Source organism: [Ruminococcus] torques ATCC 27756, from assembly GCF_000153925.1.
Classification (GTDB): domain Bacteria; phylum Bacillota; class Clostridia; order Lachnospirales; family Lachnospiraceae; genus Mediterraneibacter; species Mediterraneibacter torques.
This window is the reverse complement of record NZ_DS264345.1, coordinates 536,364-550,073: the sequence shown is the minus strand read 5'-3', so window position 1 is coordinate 550,073 and position 13,710 is coordinate 536,364. Positions and strand designations below refer to the sequence as shown.

Here is a 13,710-nt window from a genome sequence, read left to right as displayed (position 1 = left end):
TTATAATCCTCATGTACTCTATACGCCTTACTGACTCATAGTGAACAAAACTTCTTGATTTTCTTTTGAAAACAGTGTCTCTCTGCGAACAGTCGAATATGAAACCGTGTTTCGTTCCGGCTTTTTCATGAAGCGCCGCAAACTGTCTGATAGTTCTGCCACACTCTGATATCCTCTGTTAAACTCATCCGGCACTACGAGACATTGTATCTCTCCTGTATCTAAATAATAGAAAGCTTCCATAGAATGTCCGATTCCATACAGAACCGCCCCATGCAGATTATTTGTCGAAGAACATTCCCCGGCTGCCACCAGACTTATATTATCTAATGTCATTATAAAATCCACTTTTTCGCTTTGTTCCATTGAATTTTTTTCCTTGTCTTCCGCAAAAGAATCCGATATCTGCCATAGAATATCCGCCTGTTTTTCTTCCAAAACCGCTCGAACCCCCTCTGCCCGTTCACTTATAGCTTCTGCGTTTTCTTCTCCCGAAACGAGCCCTATCTTTTTCCCTTTTATATTTCCGCCGCAGTCTTTTAATAATTCCTCTGCCAACGCTTTTCCCATGGCATAATTATCCGCTCCCGTAACCGGCATTTTCGTTTCTGTTCCATCAGAAGACGCAAGGCTTTCCACAAGCACAACAGGCACTTTCTTTTCGACTTCTTTTAGCATCTTTTCTGTTTTCTCTCCATTGGCAGGCTCTACAATAATTCCGGATGCGCCGTTTGCAATTTCTCTTTCTATTAAGTTCTCTTCTTCCTGTACACTCAGACTTCCCGCTGTACTTACCACAAATACCTCTGTCTTTTTATCTGCCGCCGCCATTTTTGCCCCATACTTAAATGCTGCCCACTGACTATCATCTGAATTCTGGATGATCACGGAAATTTTTTCTTGCTTTTTTTCATTTTTTTCCAAAAACATGAACATGACCAACACAAAAACCATAAGCCCCAGAAATGTTTCTACCAAAATAAATATCTTTTTGCCATTCTTCATCCTTATTCCCTCTGCGGTTCCTTTTTCTGTTCATTCTCTTTTTCGTGAAGGTTTCCTCCTTCCAAAGCCTTGCGGTTCTCTTCTGTATACAAAACCGCCGGGATGCAGATCGAGACAGTTGTTCCTTCATCCGGCTCGCTTTCCACGACTATACCATATTCTTTTCCAAATACAATCTTAATGCGGTTATTAACATTCACAAGTCCTACTCCCGAACCATGCTTATGTACTCTTTTCTCATCTGTCAAAAGCCGGCTCACTTCCTCACTGCACATACCGATCCCGTTATCTGTCACCGAAAGAATAATAAGCCCATTCTCCATCTTACCGCTGATTTTTATTTCACCGCAGTCATCTGTCCCATTGATTCCGTAATTGATCGCATTTTCCAAGATCGGCTGTAAAACCAGTTTTACAATACAAAATGCATAAAGAGAATCATCTACATCGAAAGTAACTGAAAAGGCATTTTTATATCGTATCTTCTGTATATTCATATAACTTCGGGCATGCTGCAGCTCATCCCGGATATTAATCACAGTATGCCCTTTTGATAAACTTATACGGAACAATTTTGCAAGCTGTGAAATCATAAACGCCGCCTCGTCGTTGCGTCCATCCTCGATCATCCACGTGATAGAATCCAGCGTGTTATAAAGAAAATGAGGATTAATCTGGCTTTGCAATGCATCCAACTCGCTTTTTCTACGTTCGTTTTGTTCGATAATAATCTCCTTCATAAGCTCATCTATCTGCTCATAAGATTTTTGGATAGAATATCCGAGATACCGGATTTCTTCCGCTCCTCCAATATATACCTCCGGCTTTTCACCCGCTTCATACTCCAGTACTGATGCGTTTAATTTCAAAATCGGGCTTGAGATTCTCGCTGAAACGACACGATTAAGCGCTACAAGTACCATTACCGTCAGAAGCATCAACAAAATAATAAAATATCGCACGTCGATCATCCCGTGTATAAATGCCGAATAAGGAATTACCCCCACCAGCTTCCATCCGGTATAACTGATAGTATTGACTATTACTTTCCGCCTCTCGCCTTTAAAATCATCTTCGTACACACCGTCCTTGTGGGAGGCTGCCAGACTGCTGTTTTCTCCGCTAAGACCGTTACTGATCTGTATCTGCCTCGGATGATAGATGATTTCCCCATTACTGTCGCACAGATAATAATACTCTCCATTGTTCAAAGTATTGATCTGATTCATCATTCTTGAAATATCCGCATAATCCATATCCACAAGCAGAACCCCCCAGTTAGACACTCCGCTGTCTGTAATTTCGATCATACGGCTTAAAGAAGTAACCCAATAATAATGCTGCGTTCCATCATCAAACAAATTTTGAATATGAGGTGTGGAAAAATGCATATTTTCCACTTCATCCAACGCCTGTATGTACCAGTCCTGCTGGGTTACGTCCGGATCTTCTTTTTGAGACGCTACCGGTTCTGCCGCCAATAAACTTCCATAATGATTATAAATTGCGATACTTCGAAGATTATCTTTATTTGCCTCATACAAAAGATTCATCCTGCTTTGAATCTCCTGTTTTTGTTTGGAGAAATCGCTCTCTTTTATAATATTGTAGTAAACGGTATCAGACACCTGTCTCATACTGACAAGATAATCTTCCAGACTCTCCCCCGTCTGTTCCATCAGCTTTTGGGTACTCTGCACAGTCTCTTCCCTTGATAACGTAGAAAACCATATATACATAACAAACCCGGAAATCAACATGATAGTGATGGAAACAAGCGAAAACACTCCCATCAGAGTCGTTTGTATCCCTTTTGGTTTTAAATTTGTCCATCCCCCATATTTTTCCCAGCTTCTCACCCGTTCCGTAATGCGGCTTTTTTCCGTATTTTGGTTTTCTCCTTGCATATCATACCCGCATTTACTTTTCAAATACTTGTTTTTCACTTTTTATATGCTCCGCTCTGTATTTTGACGGTGATACGCCAAACTTCCTTTTAAATACATAGCTAAAATAATTAGGATCTGTGTATCCTACTTTCTGCGCTATGACATAACTCTTTTCATTTGTTTCAATCAGCAGGCGCGCAGCCTGTTCCATACGGTAATCTGTCACATAACTGACAAAAGATTTTCCTGTTTCCTTTTTAAACACTGTAGAAAAATAGGAATTAGACACCCCAAGTCTTTCACAAATCTGAGCCAGAGACAACTGTACATCTGCATATTGACTGCGGACATGCTCCTTCGCTTTTGATACAAAGGACTGAGTTGATCTGCTCCTTGCCGTAACCAAATTTTCGCTGAAGCAAAGGCTGATATCCGTAAGCCATTTTCGCAGCGCATCGGGTTCAAGCTCAAGCAGCTTTCCATAGAGTATTCCGATATCTCCGCCTACCCCCTCCGCTGCAATATCATTATTTACAGAAAACCGAAACAAGGCGGTTACCAACTCCATGATCACCACATGATGCTGCTGCAATGATTTCAGCGGAAATGAAATGCTTTCTATATACTGATCTACCGCTTCTACAATCTCTTCTTCCGAATTCAAACGAATCTTTTTAAATAAATTCAACAATTCCATATCATTTGTAAAACAGGGCTCTCCCGACTCTTTAGGCGCGATTTCCTTAATGTTAATCGCCCTGGAAGCGCCGTAGACGGCACGATATGAAACCGCTTCACGCGCTGCGTTATACGATTGTGCCAAATCCAAAATCTGACTGCAGACCTGGCCTATTCCTACCGTGACAACAGTTCCCATCATGCGGTTTACATACTTACAAAAGCGGTCGCAGTCATCTGTCAGCTCCGCAATCTCATTTTCATTGTTTATCTGGGCAAACAGAACGCTGTTTCCAAGGTAGGGAAAACATTTTGCCTTCCATCTTTTCCCCAGACGGTCTTCTGCCTGTTTTTGTACAGACGCGGCTAAAAATAAGGAATTCATATTTTCCGGAATCTGACTGGACGACATATGAATGACCAGACAGCAGTATAATGGACCCGGAAGAGAAATCTGATAATCCGACAGGTATTTCTGAAGTTCATCCTCATGAATCCTTCCCTCTATCAGAGTAGAACAAAAATTTGCCTGCAAAAGAGGAAGGGACTCCGTATAATAATGTTCCAGCTTTTCCATGCTTCTTCTTTCACTTATCTCCTGATCCAGCTTTATTTTTAACTTTGTGAATATATTGATCAATTCCACAGAATTAACCGGCTTTAAAATATATTCCTCCACTTCCAGATGAACCGCTTCCTTTGCATATTCAAACTCATCAAAACCTGTAAAAAGTACGATCTTCATCGCCGGATACTCTCTTCTGATATGACTGCACAGCTCCATGCCGTCCATATACGGCATTTTAATATCTGTCATAACAACATCCGGCTGACTCTCCTCTATCATTTCCAGCGCCTTGATTCCATTATCGGCATATCCGACTACAGAAAATCCCAACTCTTCCCAATTAATTTTTCGGATAATAGCCTGTATTACTTCCTCTTCATCATCAACCAAAAGTATTGTATATTTATCCATCTTGTCTCCATATATATTATTCCGTTTTATTTTTCCTCATTATAACAAAGACATACATGCCTGTAAATACGACCTCATATTTTATCCGTCGTCTGTTCTTTCTGTCTTTTTAAACCGGCTCAGAATCACCGAGAACACCAAAGAGCACATTCCGGAATTATAAGCGATCGCCGGGATCTCAGGCAGACTCCGGCTTTGGCTCATCACCTATCCTAAAGCAGAAAGAGCCGACATAATGTCGGCTCTTTCCTTGATTTATCTTTATTTTTTCTGTACATATTTCAGACAATCCAGCGCTACCGCAACAAGAATGATAATACCTGAGAATACAAACTGAAGGTTTGTGTCAATTCCGAGGATCGTAAGGGAATATGTAAGCGCTGTGAAAATAAACACACCGACTACTACTCCCGAGATTTTTCCGATACCTCCGGTAAATGACACGCCGCCTACTACGCAGGCTGCAATCGCATCCATTTCCCATCCTTGTCCGTATGCGGCAGAACCTGAACCGACCATTCTTATACATTCCAGCCAGGAGCCGAATCCGTAAAGAATACCTGCCAGAATAAATGCTCCTACCGTAACGGCAAATACTGAAATACCTGACACCGACGCCGCTTCTGCATTTCCGCCGACCGCATACAAATTCTTACCAAAAGTTGTTTTATTCCAAATAAACCACACAATAAAGACTGCGGCTGCTGCCCATATGATAATTGTAGGGAATCCGTTTATCTTTGGAATAATCATATTCGGAATCGTCGGTTCGATAGCTCCGAAAGATACTCCTTTTGTAGCATATGTAACAAGTCCGAAGATCACGAGCATGTTTGCCATTGTCGAGATAAACGGGTGCATCTTAAACTTGGCAGTAAAAAATCCGGCGATCATTGTAAAGAATGTACACAAAAGTATACATATAACCAATGACAAGATTACACGCACAATGATAGGTGTTGACGTGAAATCAAATATATGTCCAAAAACTCCACCCGTATTAATTCCCTGATGCATAATAATCGTTGCCGTCGTCATTCCCATACCTACCATTCGCCCGATTGAAAGGTCTGTGCCTGCAAGAAGAATCAAACCTGCAACACCTAATGCAAGGAACATCTTCGGAGATGCCTGCTGAAGTACGTTCAGCACGTTATTATAAGTGAGCAAAGGCGCTCCCTTAATCATCGGCGTAATAATACAAAGCACAATAAATATCAAGAGAATAGCGATATATAATCCGTTCTGAAGGAAGAAATTTCTTTTACTGAACGTATATTTATAATTCTCCCATTTCTGCGCCCGCGTTTCAAGAAAAGTAAATTTTGACATACGCAGCAAATCAATCAGATGATACTTATAAGAATACGCCGCATGCCGTCTGTCCTTTATAGTCTGATAATCTTTTTGCAGTTCCATTTTCGCATCGAACAGCCTGTTCTTATAAACATATTTTTCATCCTTTATTTCCTGATGTTCTGAAAGTTTGGAAAGAATCTGCTGATGCTCTTTCTTCAGTTCTTCTACTCTTTTTTGATATTTCTCTTTCGCAAGGACTTTTTCCTGTGCGCAGCTTTCTTTAACAGGCACATAATATTCCTTGTCGAAATGTTCTTTCAAATATGCTTCCGCATCTGCAATCAGTTTTGAAATCCTGTCTTTATTCTTAGACTCTACCGCTTTTGCCTGCTGCAGTTCCCTGCGCATTCTCGTAAGTCTATCCTCTTTTTCACCTTTTGTAAGAGTGCGATCTCTCTTTACTCCGTCCATTGTGTTTTGCAGCGACAACACTTTATCCGTGCCGTCCACCCGGAGACCGTCAATCTGTTTTTGAATTGCACCGACGTATTCTTCTATCGGACGGCGAATCTGCATTTCCTGTTCCGCCGTCAGAACCTTACTGTTTCCATTAGCCATATTCATCATTCTCCCTCATTTTATAGGTATTTTGCGCTAAGTCTTAATAGTTCTTCCTGATTTGTCTCTTTTGTATTAACAATTCCAGAAAGATATCCATTTGACATAACGCCAATGCGATTTGTAATTCCCAGAATTTCAGGCATTTCAGACGAGACAACAATGATCGTCCTGCCCTGCTTTGCCATGTTGATAATCAGTTCATATATCTCATATTTTGCGCCGACATCAATTCCTCTTGTCGGTTCATCCATCATAAATACCTGCGGTTCTCTTTCCAGCCATTTTCCAAAAATAACTTTTTGCTGGTTTCCTCCGGAAAGATTTGAAATCATATCATTTGGTCCCATACATTTTGTCCGCATAGTCTTGATTTCTTCCGCAGTCGCTTTTTCCATTTTCGAATCAGAAAGAGCGATCCCTGATTTATACTGTTTCAAGTTTGCTATCGTTGTATTAAACGTAAGATCTCCCTTCAAAAATAATCCGTTTGCCTTACGTTCCTCCGTGATCATAGCAAAGCCATGTTCCATCGCATCTTTCGCACTTTCAAAGTTCATAAGATGATTATTAAAGTATACTCGTCCTGCCGCCCTGGTGCGCACTCCGAAAATCGTCTCCATAAGCTCTGTTCGTCCGGCTCCTACCAGACCATACAATCCGAAGATTTCTCCTTTTCTCACATCAAAAGACACATCTTTAAGATAAGGCTCGAATTTTGTAGATAAATGCTGCACGGACAAAACCACATCTCCCGGCGTATTATCCACTTCCGGAAAACGGTTTTCAAGAGAACGTCCTACCATTGCCGTAATCAGTTCATTCATATCTGTATCTTCCGTGCTCTTTGTCATAACCAGATTTCCGTCTCGAAGCACCGATATTTCATCACAAATTTCAAAAATTTCATCCATTTTATGAGAAATATAAATCAAAGCAATTCCCTGCTCTTTCAGCATTCTCATCATTTCAAAAAGTTTTTCTACTTCCTGCACCGTCAATGAAGAGGTAGGCTCATCCAAAACGATCACCTTGGAATTATAAGAGATTGCTTTTGCAATCTCGCACATCTGCCGCTGAGAAACCGACATATTACGCATCGGCTGAGACAAGTTGACTGTCATTCCCAATTTTCTGAAAAGTTCAGACGCCTCTTTTTTCATCCGGCCTTCATCTATTACACCGACCGCATTCACCGGATACCGTCCAAGAAACAAATTGTCAACTACATTTCTCTCCAGACACTGATTCAATTCCTGGTGAACCATAGCGATACCGTTTTCCAACGCCTCCCTCGGTCCGGAAAAACTTACCTCTTTCCCATCCAGGAAGATATTTCCTTCGTCTTTTTGATAGGTACCGAAAAGACACTTCATCATCGTTGATTTTCCAGCGCCGTTTTCCCCCATAAGCCCCATAACTGTTCCCGCTTTCACATCCAGATTGATGCGAGTGAGAACTCTGTTTCTTCCAAAGGACTTACTCATATCCCGTATCGATAAGACGATATTATCTTTCTTATCTGCCATGCTTTTTACTCCTATTATACTTTAGAATTTTTCTATCTTTACCCAAACGGTTGCAGTCCTTTTCCCACAGACAACTTTCTCTGACTGCCTGATCTCAATTACCGAAATCACCAAAAGGTACTCTCCGAGATCGCAGGCAGCCGCCATAGTCTCAGGCAAACCCGGACTTTAGCTTATCGCCGCCGCAAAAATATTAGGGAGAATTCCTTCTCCCTAATAGACCTGCTTATCCTCATTATTACTGAAGTAATGATGTATAGGAAGCCGCATTATCTGTTTTTACCATGTTAATCGCAAACGCATCATACTGGCTAGGATTTCCAAGACGGTTTGTAATATTGGACTCTGTCTGTCCGTCACCGCCGATATACTCAACGTCTAAATTAAGAAGATCATCATAGTTCTTAAGAAGCGGCTGGTATGTAGAACTTAAGAAGTTATCGGAAGCATTGTAAATGTTCAGCCATACTTTCTTTTTCGCATGTTCTTTCTCATCCAGCTGTTTGGATACCGGCTCATATACTTTTGTAGAATCTGTAAATTCCTGATAGTTATCAGCTGTAACCGCTACATTCAACGCATAGTAAGAACGCTGCTCTTCATTGTATGTATATACATCTTCAGACAAAACATTGCCTGCTTCATCTTCTGTACCGATACCTGTATCAATATCTACGCCATCAAGTGCATTACGGATAACACGCAATGTCAAATATGCCTGTACGTCTGCATGTTGGCTGATCGTTCCGCCGTAACCTTCTGCAATAGCAGCTACCGCGTCATTATTTGCATCGTATCCGAAAGTAGGTACTTTATTATCTTTTGACCATGCATTAAACATTGACATTCCCATTCCGTCATTGTTGGAAACTACAACGTCTATGTTTTCCCCAAATGAAGAGGACCATGTGCCGATTGAATTTCCTGCTGTAGCCGCATCCCATGTTGCTCCTGCAGAGTTCTTCATCTCCTGAGAAGCAAGTTCTCTTACTACATATTTCTTTCCGCCGGCTTCAATCGTTCCGTCCTTTACAGCAGTTGCAGTTCCGTCTGCATTTGTTCCGATCGGAGCGCTGTCGATATCTCCGTCTTTCTCTACGCCTGTACCAAGAGCTTTACGGACACCTCTTGTACGTGCGATAGAATCGTTATGTCCGATATCTCCGATAGCCAGAACATATCCGATCACTCCGTCACCGTTACGGTCAATTTTATCTATATTTTTTTCGATATAGTCTTTTACCATAGTTCCCTGAAGTTCAGCACCCTGATTTGCATCAAATCCTACATAATATGTATCTTTATTGAAGTTCAATGCTGTCATGTCCAATTCTCCCGTGGAACTGTTTGACGGCTGTCTGTTGAACCATACCAACGGTTTGTCCTTATTTGCCACTTCCGATCCGGAAGAATTATTTGACGCTGACTTTCCGCTGTCAGATCCTCCTCCACACGCAGTAACTGACAGTGCCATTACCGCCGCCATTGTGATTAAAGCTATTTTTCTCTTCATACATTTTCTCCCTTCTGCTCTTTTTCGCACAGATATTTTTTGTTGATAGTGACAGTTTATATGAATTCTTTTAAATATAACATAGAATATTTTTCTGTTTATATTGAATTTTTTAAGATTTTATTAGTCATGTCTTATAATATTTGTCATTTTAGCTCTTATTTTCCCGTCATTTTGTACCCATCCTTTTTCAGTCAGACACAATCATCGAAATTTTTAAAAGGCACATTCCCGGATTACATTCTCCACTAATGCAAAAAACAGAAAGCCGCTGATATACCCCTTGGCAGCTTTCTGTTTCATATCTGTCTTTTCAATCTGTTTTTACTTCTTTATCAAAAAACGAAATGCAGTATGTGCGGTATATTTTTCACCTGCACGGTATACAGGACTTGGGAAATTCTCATGGTGAACCGCATCAGGATAACACTGTGTTTCTAAACAAACTGCGCTTCTTTTCCCATATACGACGCCCTCTTTACCTACTTCATTTTCTACAAAGTTCGCCGTATAAATCTGCATTCCCGGACGATCCGTGTAAGTTTCCATCACGATTCCGCTTTCCTCAGCCATAAGTTCCGCCACTTTCTCAAAGTTTCCTTTGTTTTTCAAAACCCAGTTGTGATCATATCCGTTTCCGAATCGAAGCGGTTCGTACTCTTCCTCGATCCTCTCTCCTATTTTTCTTCCTTCCCGAAAATCCATAGGTGTATTCTCCACCGGAAGAATCTCTCCTGTCGGTATTGACTGTGCATCCCCCGGAGTAAAATAATCCGCCTCCAGAGTAAGCGTATGCTGCAGTACACTTCCGCTGTTATGTCCATCTAAATTAAAATAACTATGATTTGTCATATTCAGAATCGTATCTTTGTCCGACAAAGCTTCATAAAAGATATCAAGCTTATCATCTTTATCAAGGCTGTATGTCACGTATATATCTGCCGTTCCCGGATATCCCTGATCTCCATCCGGACTATGAAGTTTAAAACGAACAGACGTCTCCGTCACCTCTTCCGTCTCCCATATCCTTATATTGTAGAAATCCATACCGCTGTGCAGATTATTTCCGTTATCATTCCCCGTCAAATGATATGTTTTTCCGTTTAATTCAAATTGCGCGCCGCCAATCCGGTTTGCATTTCTTCCTACAATCGTTCCGAAAAAGCACGTACCTGCCTCATAACCGGCCGCGTTTTCATATCCCAGAACAACGTCCGCCATGCTTCCCTCTTTATTTTTCACCTTCAAACTGACCAGTGTCGCTCCTAAGTCAGTCACTGCTGCCTCCATCCCGTTTTCATTTCTTATCACATAGAGACTCGCCTGATTTCCTTCCTTCGTACACCCAAAATTTCTCGTCATTTCCATTTCCTTCCTTTCTGCTGCGTTTTCGTTACTTTCATCCGCTTCACTTTATATGGATGTTTATAGTATTCTGCCCCGCATTCTTCTGTTTTCATTATATAGTCAGCATGTTCCGATAGCAAGAGGATATCAAGAAAGAAAAAACAAAGTCTCTCTCATCCGTTTTAACTTCATATTAACGGAAAACTGATATGAATACTAAACCAGTCACCCTTCATCTGCGCGCTGATTTCTCCATTCATTTTCAGTACAAACCCTTTTGTAATAGAAAGGCCGAGTCCTGTCGAATTTTTGCTTCTTGCTTCATCTGCTTTATAGAAACGTTCAAAGACTCTTTGAAGATCGATCCGATCCGGATATTCCACTCTATTTTTAAACACTAGCTTCGCTCTGTTTTCCTTCTTTTTCAGTTGAATCTTCAATTCTTTATTTCCATGATCCAACCCGTTTTTCACAATGTTTTGTATAATCCTTCTAAGCGCCTGTCCATTCCCCATGATCCAAACAGGCGTATCTGTCAAGTCAAATTCCGGAACAATTCCCCTTTCTGCCCATTCATCATAATATGAAAACACTGTTTCTTTCAGAATCTGAGTTAAGTTTTGTCGTTCTTTTTTCAATTCATACGTTTCATTTTTTAACTTTGTATAAGTAAACAGCTCTTCCAGCATCTCTTTAAGGCTTTCGATTCGTTCCTCTATGATTTCGATATAACGCTTCCTGTCCGCTTCAGACGAACAGGTTTCCAGCAGTTGAAAATATCCGTCCATTGATGTCAGGGGCGTCCTTATATCATGCGATAAATTCGTATATGTATCAGCAATCATCCGTTCTTTTTTTACATATTGTGCAGCTTCTTCTTTTCGTTCTTTAATCATCTCGTTCAGAAGATCTGTCAACTCTTTAATATTTCCCAGCTTAATTTCTTTTGTGATGAGCATATTGCTCTCATGCTCTCTCAGAAAACGCAATTGGCGGCAGATATCTTTTACCTGCCGCATATAACTACCCAATATACAAATCAATGTAATAATAACTCCGACCAAAATCCCAACTATAACATACATGTTAAATATCTCGTTTCTTAAACACAAAACTTCCCAAACAGACTGCGGCTGCCACAAATGCAAATCCAACCAGCAAAGAAGTAACCGCCATTTCCGATGTAATCTCTGTTCCAAGAAGCGTAATCTTCCCGCTCACAGTATAATTGATCATATGAAAATTTTCCAGTCCGACTTTTGCAAGCATACGATCAATAAAACTATAAAAAATAATAAGTGCATTCATACACAGACAAATACCTATCACAATGCTGACTACATTATTTCTGATCACAAGCGCAATACACATTACGATCATCAAAAGAGCAAAATGCAGTATCGTCTGAAGAAGAAAATAAAGCGCAAATGCTCTTTTATCTCCCAGTATAACTTCATGGAAAAACAATTTGTTTGCCACTGCCTGTACAATGAAGAACAACATCATCGTCAATACTGTATAAAGGAACAAACATACGGCTTTGGCACATACGATCAAACCTCTGTTTTTCACTTGACCTGCTATATTTTTCACAAATCCGCTCGTTACATCTGCCGTAGAATACAGGATTGTAAAGATGATCATAAACACCGCAACGGCCTTTCCTTTTATATTTGCAAAAAACATATCGAAAACAGAAACCTGTTCCCCCGGTTTTGTCGGAGGCGTCACATCCATTCCAAGATTCACCTGACCGCTTTCTTGTTCTTCCATTGCATATTCATAATTCTGCTGCCGATCCTCAAGCGAATATGCATCCATTTCACCCGCTGTAAGCGCTGTTGTCACAATCATAAGAACAGCAAAAATTGTCCAGATTACATAGAGGCTTTTTGTTTTAAACATACGGAACAATTCCATTCGTATCATATTAAGCATTGCAGGCACCTCCTGTCAGATTCAGAAAATAATTTTCAAGTTCTTCGCTTGTAATTCCAATCCCTCTCACACTGACACCTGCTTTTGCAAGTTCCATATTCACAGCTGCGCTTTCATCCAGCCTTTCGTATATGTGGATCGTATTCTTGTCTGTCACCTGATAGTTCTTAAATCCCATCTGATCCAGCACCGGCAGCGCCTGTTTTGGGTCATCGAGAAAAATCTCCATCCTTTCTCCACAGCGCTGCATCAACTCTTCTTTCGTAATTTCCTGTACGAGAGTTCCGTTATGAATAATTCCATAATGGGTTGCGATTTTAGACAACTCTTCTAAAATATGACTGGAAATAATGATCGTCATATTCTGCTCATCTCGAAGTTTGAAGATCATATCCCGGATTTCCGCGATTCCCTGTGGGTCTAATCCGTTAATCGGTTCATCGAGCAGCAGCAGATCCGGCTCTCCGACAAGAGCCATACCGATCCCGAGTCTTTGCTTCATTCCGAGCGAAAAATGTTTTGTCTTTTTCTTTCCCACATTAGACAGGCCAACTGTTTTTAATATATTTTCAATGTATCTTTTGTCATTGATCCCAAACAATCGGCATTTTACCGCCAGATTATCATAAGCAGACATATTTCCGTATAGTCCCGGCGACTCAATCAGACAGCTGATCCTTGAACGTACGTTTTTCAACTGAGCATTCTTATATCCGAACATTTCAATCTCACCCGAAGTCGGTTGTGATAAACCGCTTATCATTTTCAAAAATGTCGTTTTCCCAGCTCCGTTTCTTCCGATAAAGCCGTAAATCGAACCTTTTTTCACATGAAGATCAACATGATCTACCGCCTTATGATGACCGAATTGTTTTGTCAATCCGTGTGTAGCCAATAAATATTCACTCATCTTTT

The 13,710-nt window shown here is 40.7% G+C and carries 10 protein-coding genes; all 10 read right to left on the bottom strand.

The window, feature by feature from the left end:
* Positions 1-27 precede the first annotated feature (27 nt).
* Positions 28-1,005 (bottom strand): substrate-binding domain-containing protein, encoded by a 978-nt coding sequence (locus tag RUMTOR_RS03840; protein WP_004845796.1) that lies wholly within the window; start codon positions 1,003-1,005, stop codon positions 28-30.
* Between the two features lie 2 nt (positions 1,006-1,007).
* A complete protein-coding gene (locus RUMTOR_RS03835; protein ID WP_004845794.1) occupies positions 1,008-2,912 on the bottom strand; it encodes a sensor histidine kinase in 1,905 nt (634 codons plus the stop codon).
* Between the two features lie 13 nt (positions 2,913-2,925).
* Positions 2,926-4,551, bottom strand: a complete 1,626-nt coding sequence (locus tag RUMTOR_RS03830; RefSeq protein ID WP_004845793.1) for a response regulator — start codon at positions 4,549-4,551, stop codon at positions 2,926-2,928.
* Positions 4,552-4,812: 261 nt separating this feature from the next.
* Positions 4,813-6,468, bottom strand: a complete 1,656-nt coding sequence (locus RUMTOR_RS03825) for an ABC transporter permease subunit (protein WP_009242220.1) — start codon at positions 6,466-6,468, stop codon at positions 4,813-4,815.
* Positions 6,469-6,488: 20 nt separating this feature from the next.
* Positions 6,489-7,997: a sugar ABC transporter ATP-binding protein gene (locus tag RUMTOR_RS03820; RefSeq protein ID WP_004845790.1), complete on the bottom strand. Its 1,509-nt coding sequence runs from the start codon at positions 7,995-7,997 to the stop codon at positions 6,489-6,491.
* Between the two features lie 238 nt (positions 7,998-8,235).
* Entirely contained in the window at positions 8,236-9,510 is a 1,275-nt protein-coding gene (locus tag RUMTOR_RS03815; protein ID WP_004845788.1) for a substrate-binding domain-containing protein, read from the bottom strand.
* Between the two features lie 324 nt (positions 9,511-9,834).
* Entirely contained in the window at positions 9,835-10,878 is a 1,044-nt protein-coding gene (locus RUMTOR_RS03810) for an aldose epimerase family protein (RefSeq protein WP_004845787.1), read from the bottom strand.
* A 167-nt stretch (positions 10,879-11,045) separates the two neighbouring features.
* On the bottom strand, positions 11,046-11,942 hold the full coding sequence (locus RUMTOR_RS03805) for a sensor histidine kinase (protein WP_004845785.1): 897 nt from the start codon (positions 11,940-11,942) through the stop codon (positions 11,046-11,048).
* A 1-nt stretch (position 11,943) separates the two neighbouring features.
* On the bottom strand, positions 11,944-12,795 hold the full coding sequence (locus tag RUMTOR_RS03800) for an ABC-2 transporter permease (RefSeq protein WP_004845784.1): 852 nt from the start codon (positions 12,793-12,795) through the stop codon (positions 11,944-11,946).
* Entirely contained in the window at positions 12,788-13,705 is a 918-nt protein-coding gene (locus tag RUMTOR_RS03795) for an ABC transporter ATP-binding protein (RefSeq protein ID WP_009242221.1), read from the bottom strand. The genes RUMTOR_RS03800 and RUMTOR_RS03795 overlap by 8 nt, the downstream gene beginning before the upstream one ends.
* Between the last annotated feature and the right edge of the window lie 5 nt (positions 13,706-13,710).